The organism is Thalassotalea mangrovi, assembly GCF_005116735.1.
GTDB classification, from domain to species: domain Bacteria; phylum Pseudomonadota; class Gammaproteobacteria; order Enterobacterales; family Alteromonadaceae; genus Thalassotalea_A; species Thalassotalea_A mangrovi.
In genome coordinates this window covers 44,852-63,814 of the sequence record NZ_SWDB01000029.1, presented here as the reverse complement: position 1 = coordinate 63,814, position 18,963 = coordinate 44,852, and the positions used below count along the sequence as shown (strand labels likewise).

Annotated in this window: 16 protein-coding genes; 12 read left to right on the top strand and 4 right to left on the bottom strand. The window is 45.4% G+C overall.

What is annotated here, in order from left to right:
• Positions 1-155: 155 nt before the first annotated feature.
• Positions 156-1,445 (bottom strand): citrate synthase, encoded by a 1,290-nt coding sequence (locus E8M12_RS12105; RefSeq protein WP_136736407.1) that lies wholly within the window; start codon positions 1,443-1,445, stop codon positions 156-158.
• Positions 1,446-1,929: 484 nt separating this feature from the next.
• On the opposite strand from E8M12_RS12105, the gene sdhC reads away from it, so the two are divergent.
• The 10 genes from sdhC (at position 1,930) to E8M12_RS12055 (ending at position 13,121) form a co-directional block, all read left to right on the top strand.
• On the top strand, positions 1,930-2,304 hold the full coding sequence (gene sdhC / locus E8M12_RS12100; protein WP_136736406.1) for a succinate dehydrogenase, cytochrome b556 subunit: 375 nt from the start codon (positions 1,930-1,932) through the stop codon (positions 2,302-2,304).
• Positions 2,298-2,645, top strand: coding sequence for a succinate dehydrogenase, hydrophobic membrane anchor protein (gene sdhD / locus E8M12_RS12095; protein WP_136736405.1), 348 nt, complete (start codon positions 2,298-2,300; stop codon positions 2,643-2,645). The genes sdhC and sdhD overlap by 7 nt, the downstream gene beginning before the upstream one ends.
• Positions 2,646-4,412 (top strand): succinate dehydrogenase flavoprotein subunit, encoded by a 1,767-nt coding sequence (gene sdhA / locus E8M12_RS12090; protein WP_136736404.1) that lies wholly within the window; start codon positions 2,646-2,648, stop codon positions 4,410-4,412. It abuts the gene before it with no gap.
• Positions 4,413-4,425: 13 nt separating this feature from the next.
• Positions 4,426-5,136 (top strand): succinate dehydrogenase iron-sulfur subunit, encoded by a 711-nt coding sequence (locus E8M12_RS12085; RefSeq protein WP_136736403.1) that lies wholly within the window; start codon positions 4,426-4,428, stop codon positions 5,134-5,136.
• Positions 5,137-5,216: 80 nt separating this feature from the next.
• Complete coding sequence (locus E8M12_RS12080; protein ID WP_136736402.1) at positions 5,217-8,024, top strand: 2-oxoglutarate dehydrogenase E1 component; 2,808 nt, start codon at positions 5,217-5,219, stop codon at positions 8,022-8,024.
• A 25-nt stretch (positions 8,025-8,049) separates the two neighbouring features.
• Complete coding sequence (gene odhB, locus E8M12_RS12075; RefSeq protein ID WP_136736401.1) at positions 8,050-9,582, top strand: 2-oxoglutarate dehydrogenase complex dihydrolipoyllysine-residue succinyltransferase; 1,533 nt, start codon at positions 8,050-8,052, stop codon at positions 9,580-9,582.
• Between the two features lie 134 nt (positions 9,583-9,716).
• Positions 9,717-10,883: an ADP-forming succinate--CoA ligase subunit beta gene (gene sucC / locus E8M12_RS12070; protein ID WP_136736400.1), complete on the top strand. Its 1,167-nt coding sequence runs from the start codon at positions 9,717-9,719 to the stop codon at positions 10,881-10,883.
• Positions 10,883-11,755 (top strand): succinate--CoA ligase subunit alpha, encoded by an 873-nt coding sequence (gene sucD, locus E8M12_RS12065; RefSeq protein ID WP_136736399.1) that lies wholly within the window; start codon positions 10,883-10,885, stop codon positions 11,753-11,755. The genes sucC and sucD overlap by 1 nt, the downstream gene beginning before the upstream one ends.
• A gap of 553 nt (positions 11,756-12,308) precedes the next feature.
• Complete coding sequence (locus E8M12_RS12060) at positions 12,309-12,665, top strand: VOC family protein (RefSeq protein ID WP_136736398.1); 357 nt, start codon at positions 12,309-12,311, stop codon at positions 12,663-12,665.
• A gap of 87 nt (positions 12,666-12,752) precedes the next feature.
• The gene (locus tag E8M12_RS12055; protein WP_368665695.1) at positions 12,753-13,121 is read left to right on the top strand and encodes an iron chaperone; all 369 of its coding nucleotides are present in this window, start codon (positions 12,753-12,755) and stop codon (positions 13,119-13,121) included.
• Positions 13,122-13,238: 117 nt separating this feature from the next.
• On the opposite strand, the gene E8M12_RS12050 is transcribed toward E8M12_RS12055, so the two are convergent.
• The gene (locus tag E8M12_RS12050) at positions 13,239-14,237 is read right to left on the bottom strand and encodes a D-cysteine desulfhydrase family protein (protein ID WP_211245036.1); all 999 of its coding nucleotides are present in this window, start codon (positions 14,235-14,237) and stop codon (positions 13,239-13,241) included.
• Between the two features lie 165 nt (positions 14,238-14,402).
• On the opposite strand from E8M12_RS12050, the gene E8M12_RS12045 reads away from it, so the two are divergent.
• Both E8M12_RS12045 and E8M12_RS12040 read left to right on the top strand, forming a co-directional pair.
• A complete protein-coding gene (locus E8M12_RS12045) occupies positions 14,403-15,233 on the top strand; it encodes a class I SAM-dependent methyltransferase (RefSeq protein WP_136736395.1) in 831 nt (276 codons plus the stop codon).
• 83 nt (positions 15,234-15,316) lie between these two features.
• Positions 15,317-15,757 (top strand): SRPBCC family protein, encoded by a 441-nt coding sequence (locus E8M12_RS12040; RefSeq protein ID WP_136736394.1) that lies wholly within the window; start codon positions 15,317-15,319, stop codon positions 15,755-15,757.
• 115 nt (positions 15,758-15,872) lie between these two features.
• Here E8M12_RS12040 and E8M12_RS12035 read toward each other — a convergent pair whose 3' ends face one another.
• Both E8M12_RS12035 and fadE read right to left on the bottom strand, forming a co-directional pair.
• A complete protein-coding gene (locus E8M12_RS12035) occupies positions 15,873-16,253 on the bottom strand; it encodes a hypothetical protein (RefSeq protein ID WP_136736393.1) in 381 nt (126 codons plus the stop codon).
• Positions 16,254-16,401: 148 nt separating this feature from the next.
• Positions 16,402-18,870: an acyl-CoA dehydrogenase FadE gene (fadE, locus tag E8M12_RS12030; RefSeq protein WP_136736392.1), complete on the bottom strand. Its 2,469-nt coding sequence runs from the start codon at positions 18,868-18,870 to the stop codon at positions 16,402-16,404.
• Positions 18,871-18,963 lie beyond the last annotated feature (93 nt).

The window sequence follows — 18,963 nt, the reverse complement described above, 5'->3', positions numbered from 1 at the left end:
CATTTTTCTGATTAGGGGAATCGATCATTGAAGCTTGCAATACGATAGAAACAGACGGCTGAATTTCAGGTAAAAAAAATCCCTCATCAAATGATAAGGGATTTTTGTATATCAGATTAATAACAGGATTATCTTACGATAATCGCCATTACTGATTATTCGTGTGAATCCAGCGGAGTGAATTCTCTGTTCAGTTCACCGGTGTAATTCTGACGAGGACGACCAATCTTCTGACCTGGTTGTGTCAACATCTCATCCCAGTGAGAACACCAGCCAACGGTACGCGACAATGCGAAAATTACCGTGAACATGCTAGTTGGAATACCAATCGCTTTCAGGATGATACCTGAGTAGAAATCAACGTTTGGATAGAGCTTCTTCTCAATGAAGTACGGATCTTCCAATGCCACTTTTTCAAGCGCCATAGCAACGTCTAATAGTGGATCTTCAATTCCCAGCTCATTCAGAACTTCATGACAGGTTTCACGCATTACTGTCGCACGTGGGTCGAAGTTCTTGTAAACACGGTGTCCAAAGCCCATCAGACGGAATGGGTCATTCTTGTCTTTTGCTTTGGCAACGAATTCATCGACGCGAGATACATCGCCGATTTCTTCTAACATGTTCAGACATGCTTCGTTAGCACCACCATGGGCAGGACCCCAAAGTGATGCAACACCCGCTGCGATACACGCATAAGGGTTAGCACCTGAAGAACCCGCCAGGCGAACCGTTGATGTCGATGCGTTTTGCTCATGATCTGCGTGCAAAATGAAAATGCGATCCATTGCGCGAGCCAGAGTCGGGCTTACTTTGTACTCTTCGGCAGGAACCGAGAACATCATGTGCAGGAAGTTTTCTGCATAAGACAAATCGTTACGTGGATACACGAACGGCTGGCCGATGCTGTATTTGTATGCCATTGCCGCGATGGTTGGCATTTTTGCAATTAGGCGGTGAGCACAGCGTAAACGTTGAGCACGATCAGAAATATCCAGGTCATGGTGGTAGAAAGAGGACAGGGCACCAACGACACCGCAAAGCATTGCCATTGGGTGCGCATCAGGACGGAAGCCCTGGAAAAACTGAGCCAGTTGCTCGTGCACCATGGTGTGGTTTGTGATGATATTTACAAACTCGTTGTACTCTTCCTGACTTGGAGCTTGGCCGTTTAACAGGATGTAACATACTTCCAGGTAATCCGCTTTTTTCGCCAAGTCGTCAATGGCATAACCGCGGTGCTGCAAAATACCTTTTGCGCCGTCGATGAAAGTAATTTGAGATTCACAGGAGGCAGTTGCTAAAAAGCCAGGATCGTAGGTGAAATAGCCTTTGCTTCCCAGAGTACGGATATCAATTACGTCATTACCTGCAGTTCCTTTCAGAATTGGTAATTCTGCAATTTCTTTACCGTCAATGCTCAGGGTGGCTTTAGATTCAGCCATAAAAATATCCTCTAAATTTTAGTTAGATTTTTAATTTCGAAATTGACCAAAGATTAAAGTTCGATACGAAGTCGATGCTTTTTACGATTAGTGAGAACACTAAAAGTACTCATAAAAATCCAAGACAAATGATTAACTAGTCAATTTTGCGAATACAAAATTGCCGATATTCTACTCTAACAATCAGGGTAAATGTCAATGCTAATGTGAGCGGAATGCTCTTTTCTGCTGTTATTTTAACAAAAATTTGAGTCTTTACTTCAAAATCGTCTGAAAAGTAGACAGAAGCCAATAAAAAACCTCATAAAATTGTAATTCAATATAGACCTATATATAATTCGTGCGGATCTGTTTTTGGGTAAATTTCAGGGGAGTTGGAATTTGTTCTAAGGCAGAAAATAACTACAAACATGGTTATTTAATTTGGTCCGCCAAGTTAAATAGAAATACAACTAGCTGGATAATTAGTTTTTAGGCAAGAACTGTGAAAAAACAACGACCTGTAAATCTTGATTTAACGACAATCAAGTTTCCAGCCGCCGCAAAAGCATCCATTTTGCACCGCGTTAGTGGTGTGATGATGTTTTTCGCTGTTGGTATCTTAATCTGGGCCCTTTCGGTTTCTCTCTCCTCTGCAGAAGGTTTTGCAACTATTGAATCTTACCTGCAGGGTTTCTTCTTTAAATTTATCATCTGGGGTATTGTCTCTGCATTGATCTACCATTTGGTTGGCGGAATTCGTCACCTGATTATGGATATGGGGCACCTGGAAGAAAAAGGTTCCGGTCAAACCAGTGGTAATGTTGTCATTGCCCTTTGGCTTCTATTATCTGTCGTTGCGGGAGTATGGTTATGGTAAACAATGTAGCAACTTTAGGCCGCAGCGGTGTTCATGATTTCATCCTGATCCGTGCCAGTGCAATCATCCTTGCGTTATACAGCTTATTTATGTTGGGCTACTTCATCATCACTGATGACGTTACCTACGAATCGTGGACAGCATTGTTTGCCTGTCTGCCAATGAAAATATTCACTATCCTGGCGGTGTTAGCAGTATTGTTCCACGCCTGGATCGGTATTTGGCAAGTTTTGACAGACTACGTAAAGAACACAGCATTACGTGGTTTTCTTCAATTTATTTTTACCATCACGCTATTTGTATACGTAGCGGCGGTTTTCTTAACAGTGTGGGGTGTGTAAGTGAGCGTACCAGTTCGTGAATTTGATGCCATTGTAATTGGCGCCGGTGGTGCGGGTATGCGTGCCGCATTAGCAATTTCAGAATCAGGCCAGTCTTGTGCTTTGATCTCAAAAGTATTCCCAACTCGCTCGCACACTGTATCAGCCCAGGGTGGTATTACCGTAGCTTTAGGTAATGCCCATGAAGATAACTGGGAATATCACATGTACGATACCGTTAAAGGTTCCGATTTTATCGGTGATCAGGACGCTATCGAGTATATGTGTAAGACAGGTCCGGAAGCGATCATCGAGCTGGAGAACATGGGTTTGCCATTCTCTCGCTTTGAAAATGGTAAAGTTTACCAACGTCCTTTCGGTGGCCAGTCAAAGAATTTTGGTGGCGAGCAGGCGGCACGTACCGCAGCAGCTGCTGACCGTACCGGTCATGCATTATTGCACTGTTTATATCAGCAGAATGTTAAAAACAAAACCAACGTATTCTCCGAATGGTATGCACTGGATTTAGTGAAAAATTCAGACGGTCACGTTGTAGGTTGTACGGCGGTTGATATTGAAACTGGTGAAGTGGTTTACTTCAAAGCTCGTGCCACGGTACTGGCAACCGGTGGTGCAGGTCGTATCTTTGCATCAACAACTAATGCTCACATCAACACCGGTGACGGTGTTGGTATGTCTCTGCGTGCTGGCATCCAGATGCAGGATATGGAAATGTGGCAGTTCCACCCAACAGGTATTGCTGGTGCTGGTGTACTGGTAACGGAAGGTTGTCGTGGTGAAGGTGGTTACCTTCTTAATAAAGATGGCGAGCGCTTTATGGAGCGTTATGCACCAAATGCTAAAGATCTTGCTGGTCGTGACGTTGTTGCCCGTTCAATGATGACCGAAATCCGTGAAGGTCGTGGTTGTGACGGTCCTTGGGGTCCACATATCAAGCTTAAACTTGATCACTTAGGTCGTGAGACTCTGAACCAACGCCTGCCTGGTGTTTGTGATTTATCAAAAACCTTTGCTCACGTTGACCCGGCTGAAGAGCCAATTCCAGTTATTCCTACCTGTCACTATCAGATGGGTGGTGTACCTTGTAACGTTAATGGTCAGGCGATCAGCATCGATGCTTCAGGCAACGAGACTATCGTTGAAGGTTTATTCGCCGTTGGTGAAATCGCTTGTGTATCGGTACACGGTGCTAACCGTCTTGGCGGTAACTCGCTACTTGATTTGGTTGTATTCGGTCGTGCTGCAGGTAACTTCCTGGGTGAATACCTGGGTGACACGCAAAACGGTAAAGAAGCGTCAGCTTCTGATCTGGAACAATCCCTGAGTCGTTATAACCGTTGGGAAGGTAGTGACAAAGGTGAAGATCCAGTTCAAATCAAGAAAGATTTGCAACAGTGCATGCAATTAAACTTCTCGGTATTCCGTGAAGGTGAAGCGATGGCACAGGGTATGAAAGAGTTAGCTGAAATCCGTGAACGTCTCAAGCACGCTCGTCTTGATGACAAATCTTCTGAATTCAACACTCAGCGTATCGAATGTTTAGAGCTGGATAACCTGATGGAAACGGCGTTCTGTACTGCAAAAGCAGCGAATTTCCGTACCGAATCTCGTGGTGCTCACGCTCGCCAGGATTTCACCGAGCGTGATGATGAAAACTGGTTATGTCACAGCATTTATACGCCGGAAACGGAAGAGATGAGCAAGCGTTCAGTAAATATGACGCCTGTACATCGTGAAGCGTTCCCACCGAAAGTAAGAACATACTAAGGAGCAGAAAAGGATGAAACAAACGTTTTCGATTTACCGCTACAACCCTGATGTAGACAATGCTCCATATATGAAGGACTACGAGTTAGAAATCCCTGAGGGTTCTGACATGATGGTTCTGGATGCGTTGATCCTGTTAAAAGAACAAGACCCGTCGTTATCTTTCCGTCGCTCCTGCCGTGAAGGTGTTTGTGGCAGTGACGGCCTGAATATGAACGGTAAAAATGGTCTTGCGTGTATTACGCCATTATCTGAAGTGAAAGCGAACAAGATCGTGTTGCGTCCACTTCCTGGATTGCCAGTTGTCCGTGATTTAATCATTGATATGACGCAATTTTATAACCAATACGAGAAAATCAAGCCGTACCTGATCAACGATGGCAAGAGTCAGCCGACTCGTGAACATCTGCAATCGATCGAGGACCGTGAAAAGCTTGATGGTCTGTACGAGTGTATTCTTTGTGCCTGTTGTTCAACGTCTTGTCCATCTTTCTGGTGGAATCCAGACAAGTTCATCGGTCCAGCGGGATTATTACACGCCTATCGCTTCCTTATTGATAGCCGTGATACCGCAACTGACGAGCGTCTTGATGATTTACAGGATGCCTACAGCGTATTCCGTTGTCATGGCATCATGAACTGTGTTGACGTATGTCCAAAAGGTTTGAACCCGACCAAAGCCATTGGTTCGATCAAATCCATGTTGTTACAAAGAGCGGTTTAATGAAGGTTGCCGGGCTGAATTAACGCCCGGCTCTTGATTATTCTTTTAATTTGTTGCTTTAGCCCGAAAAGGAACAGGCAATGCCCGAAGGTGTAATGAAGGCTTGGTTAGAGTCTTCCCATTTAAGCGGTAATAATGTCGCTTATATCGAAGAATTATACGAATCATATTTAGAAAATGCCCATTCTGTCTCCGATGAATGGCGTAAGATTTTCGATGAACTACCTGCTATCGAAGGGGTAGAGGTAGAAACCAATCATGCGGTAATTCGCGAGGAATTTCGTGAATTAGCCAAGCAAGGTCCTAAGCAGGTTGTCAGCGCACCAGCCGACACTAAGCAGGTCCGTGTGCTGCAGTTAATTAATGCCTATCGTTTCCGTGGCCACCAGAATGCCAATCTCGATCCTTTAGGGCTGTGGCAGCGTACTCGTGTTCGTGATTTGCAATTGTCACACCATGAGCTGTCCAAATCTGAGTACGATAAAGAGTTTAATGTCGGCTCTCTGGCCGTAGGCCAGGATGCCATGAAGCTAGGTGAGATTCATCAGCTTCTCGAAAAAACTTACTGTGGTTCAATTGGTGCAGAGTACATGCACATTACCTCGACTCGGGAAAAACGCTGGATTCAGCAGCGTCTGGAGTCGGTGCAGTCAAAAGCTAATTACACCGCAGAGCAACAAACCGAAATACTAAAAGACCTAATTGCAGCTGATGGCCTGGAAAAATACCTGGGAGCCAAATTCCCGGGTGCTAAGCGTTTCTCACTGGAAGGTGGCGACAGCTTAATTCCGATGCTGAAAGCCCTGATCACCCGCGCTGGTGAACATGGCACCAAAGAAGTTGTGCTAGGCATGGCTCACCGTGGTCGTCTTAACGTTCTGGTTAACGTTATGGGTAAAAACCCAAGTAAGTTATTTGACGAATTCGCCGGTAAAATCGATGTAATCGGTTCAGGTGACGTGAAATATCATCAGGGCTATTCTTCCGATTTCATTACCCCGGGCGGTAATGTGCATCTGGCCCTTGCGTTCAACCCATCTCACCTTGAAATTGTAAACCCGGTAGTCATGGGCTCAGTGCGCGCTCGTCTTGATCGTCGTGACTGTGACAAGGGTGACCTGGTTCTTCCTATCACTATTCACGGTGATAGTGCAATTGCTGGCCAGGGTGTGGTTCAGGAGACATTTAATATGTCTCAGGCGCGTGCTTATAAAGTTGGCGGTACCATTCGTATCGTCGTGAATAACCAGGTTGGTTTCACCACATCAAACCCTGATGATACCCGCTCAACGGAATACTGTACCGATATCGCGAAAATGGTTCAGGCACCAATCTTCCACGTTAATGGTGATGATCCGGAAGCGGTGGTACTGGCCACGCAAATCGCTTTGGATTTCCGTAACAAGTTTAAGCGCGATGTGGTTATCGATCTGGTGTGTTATCGTCGCCACGGTCATAACGAGGCGGATGAGCCAAATGCAACTCAGCCGTTGATGTACCAGAAAATTAAAAAACATAAAACACCTCGTCAGTTATTTGCCGATAAGATGATTGCCCAAAACCGTCTTACTGAGAGCAAGAACAAAGACATGGTGGAATACTATCGTAAGTTATTGGATGAAGGTCAGTGTACTGTAGAACAGTGGCGTCCAATGACTGAGCACAGTGTTGACTGGACGCCATATCTTGGTCATGACTGGGATGATGCGTATGATCACAAAATTGACCTTGAACACCTGAAATCCCTGGCCAAGAAAATTACCAGTTACCCAGCGGACCATAAGCTACAATCGCGCGTGAAAAAGATTTATGACGATCGTGTGAAAATGGCTAATGGTGAAAAATTGCTGGATTGGGGCTTCGCGGAAAACCTGGCTTATGCAACGATAGTCGACCGTGGTGAGCGAGTTCGTATTACCGGTCAGGATTCTGGTCGTGGTACGTTCTTCCACCGTCATTCGGTACTGCATAACCAGGAAGATGCCAGCACTTATTTGCCATTGCAGCATATTCGTGAAGGTCAGGGCCCGTTCGAGGTTTATGACTCGGTACTTTCTGAAGTAGCAGTATTGGCGTTCGAATATGGTTATACCACCGCAGAGCCGAGTGGCCTGACGATTTGGGAAGCGCAGTTTGGTGATTTCGCCAACGGTGCCCAGGTGGTATTTGATCAGTTCTTATCATCCGGTGAGCAAAAATGGGGCCGCTTGTGTGGTCTGACTGTGTTGTTGCCTCACGGTTATGAAGGGCAGGGTCCGGAGCACTCATCAGCTCGCTTAGAACGTTTCCTGCAGTTGTGTGCCGATCACAATATGCAGGTATGTGTGCCATCTACACCGGCACAGGTATTTAATATGTTACGCCGTCAAGTAGTGCGTCCAATGCGTCGCCCTCTGATTGTGATGTCACCTAAATCATTATTACGTCATCCTCTTGCCGTTTCTTCGTTGGAAGAACTTGCGTCTGGTGTTTATCAGAACGTTATTGATGAAGTGGATGAGCTGGATAAAAAGGCTGTTGAGCGTATCGTGATGTGTAGTGGTAAGGTTTACTACGAATTACTTGAACAACGTCGTAAGCAAGAACTGAACAATGTTGCGATTGTCCGTATCGAACAACTGTATCCGTTCCCGGAGAAAGAGTTGAAATCGATCATTGCCGAATATCCGAATGTTAAAGATTTCGTCTGGTGTCAGGAAGAGCCGCAAAACCAGGGTGCCTGGTATTGCAGTCAACACCATTTCTGGAATTCAATTCCACAAGGTGCTTCTCTGACATACGCCGGCAGAAAAGCTTCCGCCGCACCTGCTGTGGGTTATATGTCACTGCATGTGAAAGAACAGCAGGCGTTGGTTAACGATGCGCTAACGATAAAATCAGCCAAGTAAAGAATTGTGAGTAAGGAATAAATTAATGACAACTGAAATTAAGGTTCCCGTATTACCAGAGTCAGTAGCCGATGCAAGTGTTGCGACCTGGCAAGTAGAAGTGGGTGAATCCGTAAGCCGTGATCAGGTATTGGTAGAAATTGAAACTGATAAAGTAGTTTTAGAAGTTCCTGCGCCAGCTGATGGTGTGGTCACGGAAATCCTTGAGCAGGAAGGTGCAACCGTTCTGGGTGAGCAATTACTGGCGATTTTATCTGACGGTGACAGCAAAGCTGCACCTGCAGCCAAAGAAGAAGCAAAAAGCGAAACAAAAGCTGACGCACCAGCGCAAGCTGATGCGCCAAAAGCAGCAACTGCTTCTGGCAAAGTCATCGATATTAAAGTTCCGGTTCTGCCTGAGTCCGTTGCCGATGCAACTATCTCCACCTGGCATGTCGCTGAAGGCGAATCGGTAAGCCGTGACCAGAACCTGGTAGATATCGAAACTGACAAGGTGGTTTTAGAAGTTGTGGCTGAAGAAGATGGTGTAATCGGTAAGATTATCCACGGCGAAGGCGATACGGTATTAGGTGAGCAATTGATTGGCCAGTTAAACGCTGGTGCTTCATCTGCTCCGGTTGCTGCTGCAGATACAGAAGAGTCGACAGATGCTTCTGGTGATGAAATTGCCAGCCCGTCAGTACGCCGCATGCTAACTGAAAATGGCTTAACCGCTGCTCAGGTAAAAGGCACAGGCAAAGGCGGTCGCATCTCGAAAGAAGACGTAGAAGCTCATCTTGCTAAAGCAAAAGCACCAGCTAAGGCTTCGGCGGCAAAAGCATCTGAGTCAGCTGCACCAGTTACGGCCATTCAGGGTGAGCGCAGCCAGAAACGCGTGCCAATGACACGTCTGCGTAAGACGATTGCTAACCGTCTTCTGGAAGCGAAGAATTCAACGGCTATGTTGACCACGTTTAACGAAGTTAACATGAAGCCAATTATGGATTTACGTAAGCAGTACAAAGACGTGTTTGAAGAGCGTCACGGTGCTCGTTTAGGCTTTATGTCTTTCTACGTAAAAGCGGTAACTGAAGCGCTTAAGCGTTTCCCTTCAGTAAATGCATCAATTGATGGCGACGACATTGTTTATCACAATTTCTTCGACGTTTCGATTGCTGTATCGACACCACGTGGCCTGGTAACGCCAGTATTACGTGATGCTGACCAGTTAGGTATGGCGGGTATCGAGAAGGGCATTCGTGATTTAGCGATCAAAGGCCGTGACGGTAAATTAACCATGGACGAAATGCAGGGTGGTAACTTCACCATTACTAATGGTGGTGTATTTGGTTCATTGCTTTCTACACCTATCCTTAACCTTCCGCAAACCGCGATTCTTGGTATGCACAAAATCCAGGATCGTCCAATGGCGGTAAATGGTAAGGTTGAAATCCTGCCTATGATGTATCTGGCGCTATCTTATGACCACCGTTTAATCGATGGTAAAGAATCGGTTGGTTTCCTGGTAACCATCAAAGAGTTACTGGAAGATCCAACGCGTCTGTTGCTAGACATCTAAAATTTAGCCAAGGTTTGTTGGAATATTCTCTGCAGGGGGCTTTCGTTAGCGCCCTGCAGTGTTTATAATCGCAACAAATTTTTTACAGGGCAGCTTTGGCTGCTATTTTTCTATATTGATAATTGGAAAACACCATGAATTTGCATGAGTATCAAGCGAAGCAATTATTCGCAGAATATGGTTTACCAGTTTCAGAGGGTTTTGCTTGCGATACCCCTCAGGAAGCTGCTGAAGCTGCTGATAAGATCGGCGGCGATATGTGGGTTGTTAAAGCTCAGGTTCACGCTGGTGGCCGTGGTAAGGCTGGCGGTGTAAAGCTGGTTAAATCCAAAGAAGAAATTAAAGAATTTGCTCAACACTGGTTAGGTAAGAACTTAGTGACTTATCAAACAGACGCTAACGGTCAACCAGTTGCAAAAATTTTAGTTGAGAGCTGTACTGATATCGCTAACGAGTTGTACTTAGGTGCAGTTGTAGACCGTGGTACACGTCGCGTTGTATTCATGGCTTCTACTGAAGGTGGTGTTGACATCGAGACAGTTGCAGAAGAAACTCCGCACCTGATCCACAAAGCTGCGATCGATCCACTAGTAGGCCCTCAGGCATACCAGGCTCGTGAGCTAGGCTTCAAACTGGGTCTTAACCCGGTACAAATGAAGCAGTTTGTAAAGATCTTCCTGGGTCTTGGCAACATGTTCATCGATCATGATTTCGCGTTACTTGAAATCAACCCTCTGGTTATCACCGAAGCGGGTAACCTACACTGTCTTGACGGCAAAATCGGCGTAGATTCAAACGCACTTTACCGTCAGCCAAAAATCCGTGCAATGCACGATCCTTCACAGGAAGACGAGCGTGAAGCGCACGCAGCCCAGTGGGAACTGAACTACGTAGCACTAGACGGTAACGTTGGTTGTATGGTTAACGGTGCTGGCCTTGCAATGGGTACCATGGACATCGTAAACCTGCACGGTGGTAAGCCTGCAAACTTCCTTGACGTAGGTGGTGGCGCAACCAAAGAACGTGTTGCAGAAGCATTCAAAATCATCTTGTCTGACGACAACGTAAAAGCCGTACTGGTAAACATTTTCGGTGGTATCGTTCGTTGTGACATGATCGCTGAAGGTATCATCGGTGCCGTTAAAGAAGTTGGCGTAAACGTTCCAGTCGTTGTTCGTTTAGAAGGTACTAACGCAGAAGCTGGTCGTGAAGTACTGGCGAACTCTGACGTTGACGTAATCGCAGCTGAGTCTTTAACTGACGCTGCTGAGAAAGTTGTTGCTGCTGCGGAGGGCAAATAATGTCTGTATTAATTAACAAAGATACCAAGGTAATCTGTCAGGGTTTCACTGGTGGCCAGGGTACTTTCCACTCCGAGCAAGCCATTGCCTATGGTACGCAAATGGTTGGTGGTGTATCGCCAGGTAAAGGCGGTCAGACTCACTTAGGCCTGCCAGTATTCAATACCGTTCGTGAAGCGGTTGAAGCAACTGGTGCTACTGCAACAGTTATCTACGTTCCTGCACCTTTCTGTAAAGATGCAATCTTAGAAGCTATCGATGCTGGTATCGAGCTAATCGTTACCATCACTGAAGGTATCCCAACGCTAGACATGCTTGACGTTAAAGTTAAGCTTGAAGAAACTGGCGTTCGCATGATTGGTCCTAACTGCCCAGGTGTTATCACTCCAGGCGAATGTAAGATTGGTATCATGCCAGGTCACATCCACAAGCCAGGTAAAGTTGGTATCGTATCTCGTTCAGGTACTCTGACTTACGAAGCCGTTAAGCAAACGACAGATGCTGGTTTTGGTCAGTCTTCTTGTGTTGGTATCGGTGGTGATCCAATCCCAGGTACTAACTTCATCGACGTTTTAGAAATGTTCCAAAACGATCCGCAAACTGAAGCTATCGTTATGATCGGTGAGATCGGTGGTACTGCAGAAGAAGAAGCTGCTGAGTACATCAAGGCGAACGTGACCAAGCCAGTTGTTTCTTACATCGCTGGCGTTACTGCTCCTCCAGGTAAGCGTATGGGCCATGCTGGTGCTATCATCGCTGGTGGTAAAGGTACTGCCGATGAGAAATTTGCTGCTCTAGAAGCTGCAGGTGTTAAAACCGTTCGTTCACTAGCTGACATCGGTAAAGCACTAAAAGAGAAAACTGGTTGGTAATTTACCGCTAGTTTGATGAAAACGCCTCGTTACTTCGGTATCGGGGCGTTTTTTTATACAGGGATGTATTTATCCTCCCGCACCATGGATGGTAGCAAGGGAGGGTTATTACAAGGATGTAAGTATGCCCGGTTAGCAGGATGCGGTACGGGTATTGCTGCATGGATGTACTTAGTCGAGATATTACCATCCATGATATCTCGACATTCAATACATCCATGTATCTTTCCTCCCGTACCATGGATGGTAGCAAGGGAGGGTTATTACAAGGATGTAAGTATGCCCGGTTAGCAGGATACGGTACGGGTATTGCTGCAGGGAAGTATTTAGTCGAGATATTACCATCCATGTATCTTGTCGAGATATTGTCATCCTTGATATCTAGACATACCGTAAATCCCTTTACATATCCTCCCGTACCATGGATGTTAGCAAGGGAGGGCTTGGCGGTTAAATTCATTGTATTTGATGTTCGTTAAAAAATTGCTGATTTAATTACTCAGGTAATAGAATTAACTGCATTCGTGAGATAAACCTATATGGAGAATATTAAGTGAATAAACTCCCCAGGAATGGCGTGATAATATACGCCAGAGAAATAAACAGCCTTAGCCGCTTTTATGCGGAAATGTTTGATATGAATGTGCTAAGGGAAACAGCTGAGTTCATCAGTATCGGTAGTCAAGAATTTAATATCGTTGTTCATATCCCGCCAACAGAGATGCCTGATTATACGTTTAATCGGGTTAAAATGTTTATCACCGTAGATAACCTAGATAAAGCAAGAGATAGAGTAGTTGAATTGGGTGGCTCAACACTGGAAGGTGAGTGGTCAAATCCAGTATTTAGCGTTTGCAATGTTGTTGATCCGGAAGGTAATCATATTCAACTTAGAGAATTTAAGCGCTAACGTTATGAGTTTCCGGGGATATTTTAAAATTCGATTCGAAGCTTGCAAGGTTAGAATCAGGAGGAGTTCATTCATCGGTTTTAAACAATGAGTAATAGAGCAAATTCACTAGACGACTATATAAGCGGAAAATCACCCCTGGCAAGGCAAAGGCTATCTGAGCTCAGGTGTTATCTTATGTCAGTAGACGAGAAAGCCATTGAAGTACTAAAGTGGAATAAACCGGCGTTGGTTAATGGCGGTATTTTATTTGTTTACGCCGCTTACAAGGATCATATCAGCCTGCACCCGACCCCATCAGTGCTCAGGCAGTTGTCTGATCAGGTAGCAGATTATAAAACGTTAGAAAATACCATCCAGTTCCCAATCTCAGAGCCTTTACCTAAAGCACTAATTTTAAAAATCGCGAAATTACGGCTATACGAAAAAAATCAATTAGGAATTGGCTGGAAATAAAAATAACTCCCTATTGTAACCCATTGGCTAAAGTTCACATTTGTATCGGAAAGACACTAGTTTTTCGGCAAACATAACCTGCTCATACGATAATGACGAACTGGCAGCTTTTTGGTTTTATTTCATGAACAAATCTTTATAAGCGAATAATCCGACACTACCGCCAGTATGCAGAAATGCTACGTTTTGCTCCGCTGAAAACTCATTATTTTTCAGCATATCCAACATGCCGGCCATTGCCTTACCCGTGTAAACCGGATCGAGCAAAATTGCCTCCTGTCTCGCCAGGGTTTTGACGGCTTCTACCATTGACTCCGTTGGGATCCCGTAACCCTCACCATAATACTGGTCTTTGATTTCAATGCGTTTTATCGCTGATTGCAAATTGAAACCAAGAGCTTCACTCATAGGTTCTAACAAATTGATGATTAATTCCCGTTGCGCAGCTTCAGACTTGCTCACGCACACGCCGATAACTCGCGTATCAGAGCCCAAAAGCTCCATGCCGGCAATTAACCCTGCTTGCGTGCCAGCACTGCCTGTTGCGTGTATCAAAGCATCCAGTTTTACTTGCCGCTGTTTACACTGTTCCATTAACTCAAAAGCACATTCAACATACCCACAGGCACCAATAGGATCAGAACCGCCGACGGTAATAAAGTAGGGCACTTCACCTTGTTGCTTTAGCTGTTCAACCAGAGCTAAGGCATAGGTCAGGCAATCTTCTCCGTCAGGAACAATATGGGAATCGGCGCCCATGATGTTATCGAGCAACATATTGCCACTTTGCATATAATCGTCGCCACCGGTACCCGATACCTTTTCCAATACAAGAGCACACTTTAAATTGAATTTGTTTGCGGCCGCCACCGTCTGGCGAGCATGGTTGGACTGAATTCCACCAATCGTAACTAACACAGTCGCACTTTTAGCGAGTGCGTCAGCCAGCAGATATTCAAGCTTGCGGGTTTTGTTACCGCCAGTGGCAAGGCCTGTGCAATCGTCGCGTTTGATAAACAAATTCGCACAGCCATGCATGCCGGAAAGGTTTGTCAGTGGTTCAAACGGTGTTGGACCGCTGAAAAGGTTAACCTTGTTTATATTTATGCTGTTCATTAAAACCTTGTAATCCATGTTGAATGACTGAAATACTATACTATCGCTAACGTTGTAACGATTCGTGTCTCATATTGGTTTGCGGGATAGGGGTTTGTCAAATGCATATACGTTTAATAGGTAAGTTGTAGCGATATTCGTCAAGGCATTACGGAGGAAAAATTGATGCCCGATAAACACAAGGTTACCAGCCACTACACACACGGTAGCTTGCTCGCTGCTATACAAGCAGGCGTGGCGGCATTGGGAAAGTCGGTAGACACTATAGGTGTTAATGACTTAGCTCCGGTCGATGAATTTCATATTGGTGGCAGAGCAGCAACCCAGTCATTTCTTGACCAGCTTGATATCAAAAGTGAGCATAAGGTGTTAGATGTAGGATGCGGTTTAGGCGGAAGCAGTCGTTATCTGAGTCAGCAGTACGGTTGTAATGTGGTCGGCATTGATTTAACTGAAGAGTACATTGAAACGGGAAATGTACTGTGCGAATGGGTCGGACTGGACAAAAACGTTCAGCTTAAAACGGGTAATGCACTGGCCCTGGCTGAAGCGGATGCGAGCTTTGATCGGATTATTCTCTTGCATGTTGGGATGAATATCGCCGATAAAGCGTTACTGATCCGTGAGCTCCATCGGGTGTTAAAACCGGGTGGCACGTTAGGGATTTATGATGTAATGAAAACGGGAAATGGTGAGCTGACATTTCCGGTGCCCTGGGCGAGTGATTCGAGTGGTAGTGCTGTTGCGGCTCCGGATGAATATCAGGTAGCGCTGCAATCGGCCGGATTTACTGTGACCGGTTTAAGAAATCGTCGAGAATTTGCACTCCAGTTCTTTGCCGAACTGCGGGCTCGGGTGGCCAACGCTTCAGGTCCACCGCCATTGGGGCTGCATATTCTGATGGGCGACTCAGCACCCGTAAAAGTTAACAATATGATTGAAAACATTTCATTGGATCGAATTGCACCGGTTGAAATTATTGCCAGCAAGAACTGACGCCATCAACACGACTGCTCGCCGATTTGCGCTTTAACAAGCCTCAATTATAGTTAAGTCTTAATACTGAAAGGCTTAAAGGAATGAAATACACCTTAGAAATAGACATCGCACTTCCCATTGACCGGGTAATCGAACTGTTCGATAACCCTCATAACCTGAAAAAGTGGCAGCCAGATCTAATTAGCTTTGAAACCATTAGCGGTGCTCCGGGAGAAGAGGGAACCGAGTCACGATTATTGTATCGTATGGGCAATAAAGAAATTGCCATGACTGAAACGATCACCGTAAGGCAGTTACCGGAACAGTTTAGTGGTGTGTATGAGACTGATAATGTCTGGAATCTGGTGGATAACTCGTTTATTGCACTGTCTGAAAATCAGACCCGCTGGATCGTAAAAAACGAATTCAAATGCAGTGGTTTTGTAAAGTTGATGATGATGCTAATGCCAGGCACGTTTAAAAAGCAATCAAATCGCTATATGCAGCAGTTCAAAGAATTTGCGGAAACTCAGGTTGGTTAGTGATAAGAAGATGGTAGGTGGAAGCCGGCAGTGGAAGAGGAGGTGAAATTTATTGATTCTGCTACCTCATTGAATCTGCCATGGTCGAAACCGCTAGTGCCTTTTCTATTCAGGCTTAAATTCCATCAAAGTCGATCACATATGCACTAGCCTGGCAGCGCAATAATGCTGTGCAGTTTTGATAATTACTCTGTTTCTCGCAAACATCAAAAACAATTGCATTACCACCCAGTTTTTGTGTTTCTGATTTTAAATTTCTTTCCAAATGTTTAAAGGAGGGAGCTGGTTCAAATTTGTCGGTATGGCAGTATTCTTCATTTAAAGAAGCTAAATACCTGTGGTTGTAGGCCATCAACTCTTCGAATGTGTAAGATTCAACATTATTTGCCCTAAAACTGGTACCTACCAAATCGCCGAGATTGCCGGAAACCCTGATATTGGAACAACCGGTCAAAATTAGGATGCTGGCTAAAATTTGAATTGATATACGGCGCATGCCTGGTTTTTTTTATGGCTAGATTAGGAAGTCATAGTAACTAATTAAAACTATTAAAGAAAGTTGTAAACTTCTGTTGAGGTGAGATTTTTAAATTAGCATAAAAAAAGGCGCATGAAGCGCCTTTTGCAAAGACATAATGAAATGATTATGCCGCTTTCACCGAACTTTTACCTTCTTTGATTTTCAGGTGACGTTCTTTGTCTACCACTAAATCAATTGGGTCGAAGTCATCAACATTGATGGTTTGCAGACGACCTTCTTCGGTAACGCGAAGCTGTTGTGCTTCGGTTTCATCAATCCAACCTTTTTCAAGGGCTTCTTCAGCAAGTTTATCCAGGTTGATAAGCGGAATACGTTTACCGGCTTGCTTCGAAACTTTAGCGATAATCGCTTCACTCTTGATCACGTTTTCTAAAGTCAGCTCTAGCTTCCCTAAAATATTGCCGTCTTCTTTGTTCAGGTACTGGCCGGCGCCTAAGCGGTCACGGGCAGCCCCTGGAGTTTGCATGATTTTCGCAATTTTATGATCCAGCTTGTCTGAAGGTTTGGTTAAATGGCGACCAAACGGCAGTACAACCAAACGGAACAGGGCAGCGAACACCGGATTAGGGAAGTTGCTGATTAGCTCATCAATCGCTTGTTGAGTCTTGTACAGGCTGTCTTCCACCGCCCACATCATTAGAGCTTCGTCTTCACGCTGACGACCTTCGTCATTAAAACGCTTCAAGGTAGCCGATGCTAAGTACATGTAACTCAGGATATCACCAAGGCGTGCTGAGATACGCTCACGACGTTTCAAGTCTCCACCTAAAGCGGCCATTGAGAAGTCTGACAAAAATGCCATGTTGGAGCTAAATCTTGTTAGCAACTGGTAATAACGTTTGGTTTTGTCATTGTACGGTGATTTTTTCAAGCGTGCGCCAGTTAACGAGAACCAGATTGAACGAACCATATTGGAAATGGTGAAGCCAACATGCCCGAACAGCGCCTTATCGAAATCGTCCAGAGCCTTTTCGAAATCCGGATTGGCTGCGGCTTCCATTTCTGCCAGGACATAAGGATGACAACGAATTGCCCCTTGACCATAGATGATCATGTTACGGGTCAGGATATTGGCACCTTCTACCGTGATGGCAATTGGTGCCCCCTGGTAACCCCGCCCAAGATAGTTGTTTGGTCCTAAACAGACACCTTTACCACCATGGATATCCATAGCGTCGATTATGCTGTCGCGCATTTTTTCGGTCAGGTGATATTTACAGATCGCCGAGATAACCGATGGTTTTTCGCCTAAATCGATTGCCCCGGTAGACATGGTTGTTACCGCATCCATCAGGTAAGCGTTACCACCAATACGTGCCATTGCTTCTTCGATACCTTCCATTTTACCGATAGGCAGCTTGAACTGGCGACGGATGTGGGCATAAGCACCAGTGGCCAACGCTGCAGTTTTTACACCACCAGCGGAATTTGATGGCAGGGTGATTGCTCGACCTACTGACAAACATTCAACCAGCATGCGCCAACCCTGGCCAGCCATTTCTTTACCACCGATAATGAAATCTAGTGGTACAAATACGTCTTTACCCTGGGTCGGGCCATTTTGGAACGTCACGTTTAGCGGGAAATGACGACGACCGGTAACCACACCGTCAATATCGGTTGGGATCAGGGCACAGGTGATGCCTAAGTCTTCGGTATCGCCTAACAGGCCATCAGGATCGCGCAGTTTAAATGCCAGGCCCAGAATCGTTGCGACCGGCGCAAGGGTTATATAACGCTTGTTCCAGGTCAGGCGCATACCTAACACTTCTTTACCTTCGAATTCGCCTTTGCAGACAATCCCGAAATCCGGTATAGCACCCGCATCAGAACCGGCTTCCGGCGAAGTCAGGGCAAAACAGGGAATTTCTTCACCATTAACCAGGCGAGGTAAGTAATAATCTTGCTGCTCTTTCGTACCGTAGTGTTGTAGTAACTCACCCGGGCCCAAAGAGTTTGGTACACCGACAGTACTGGAAAGTACAGCAGATACACTGGAAAGCTTTTGCAATACACGAGACTGCGCATAAGCGCTAAATTCTAGGCCGCCGTATTGCTTTTTGATGATCATCGCGAAGAATTTATTGTCCTTCAGGTATTGCCAGACTTCTGGTGTAAGATCGGTTAATTCATGTGTGGTTTCCCAGTCGTCACACATGCGACATACTTCTTCAACTGGACCATCGAGAAAGGCTTGTTCTTCGGCGCTCAGGCGAGGCTGCGGGTAGTTGTGCATTTTCTGCCAGTCTGGATCACCTTTAAATAGATCGGCTTCGAACCAGGTTGTACCGGCATTGATTGCTTCACGTTCAGTGGAGGACATTTCCGGCATGATTTTACGGAATACCTTGAGAATTTTGCCACTGATAAGTTGCTTTCGAATACTCGTAACATTGAGGGGAACTGCTAACGCAGCAAAAATGATCCAGCTGGTTAAGCCGGTAATATCGGAAAAGCTGCCAACCAGCAGCAATACTGCGTAACCCAACGTAAACATCCCCAGGGATGCGCGGGTGTAAGCCAGATAGGTCGTGATTGCAGCAAACGCTGCCCACCAGATGAATAACTCCACAATAGCTCCTTAACTTGTCTAGAGGTCTGACCACTCAATTTAAGGATAATTATAAAACTTCTGCTTTTCAATGCTTATTTTACGCTTCTTTGC

What these genes read in the sequence shown, in the direction of transcription:
- E8M12_RS12105 (WP_136736407.1), bottom strand. Translation starts at nt 1,445, where the DNA reads ATGGCTGAATCTAAAGCCACCCTGAGCATTGACGGTAAAGAAATTGCA.
- sdhD (WP_136736405.1), top strand. Translation starts at nt 2,298, where the DNA reads ATGGTAAACAATGTAGCAACTTTAGGCCGCAGCGGTGTTCATGATTTC.
- E8M12_RS12085 (WP_136736403.1), top strand. Translation starts at nt 4,426, where the DNA reads ATGAAACAAACGTTTTCGATTTACCGCTACAACCCTGATGTAGACAAT.
- E8M12_RS12080 (WP_136736402.1), top strand. Translation starts at nt 5,217, where the DNA reads ATGCCCGAAGGTGTAATGAAGGCTTGGTTAGAGTCTTCCCATTTAAGC.
- odhB (WP_136736401.1), top strand. Translation starts at nt 8,050, where the DNA reads ATGACAACTGAAATTAAGGTTCCCGTATTACCAGAGTCAGTAGCCGAT.
- sucC (WP_136736400.1), top strand. Translation starts at nt 9,717, where the DNA reads ATGAATTTGCATGAGTATCAAGCGAAGCAATTATTCGCAGAATATGGT.
- sucD (WP_136736399.1), top strand. Translation starts at nt 10,883, where the DNA reads ATGTCTGTATTAATTAACAAAGATACCAAGGTAATCTGTCAGGGTTTC.
- E8M12_RS12055 (WP_368665695.1), top strand. Translation starts at nt 12,753, where the DNA reads ATGAGTAATAGAGCAAATTCACTAGACGACTATATAAGCGGAAAATCA.
- E8M12_RS12050 (WP_211245036.1), bottom strand. Translation starts at nt 14,237, where the DNA reads ATGAACAGCATAAATATAAACAAGGTTAACCTTTTCAGCGGTCCAACA.
- E8M12_RS12045 (WP_136736395.1), top strand. Translation starts at nt 14,403, where the DNA reads ATGCCCGATAAACACAAGGTTACCAGCCACTACACACACGGTAGCTTG.
- E8M12_RS12040 (WP_136736394.1), top strand. Translation starts at nt 15,317, where the DNA reads ATGAAATACACCTTAGAAATAGACATCGCACTTCCCATTGACCGGGTA.
- E8M12_RS12035 (WP_136736393.1), bottom strand. Translation starts at nt 16,253, where the DNA reads ATGCGCCGTATATCAATTCAAATTTTAGCCAGCATCCTAATTTTGACC.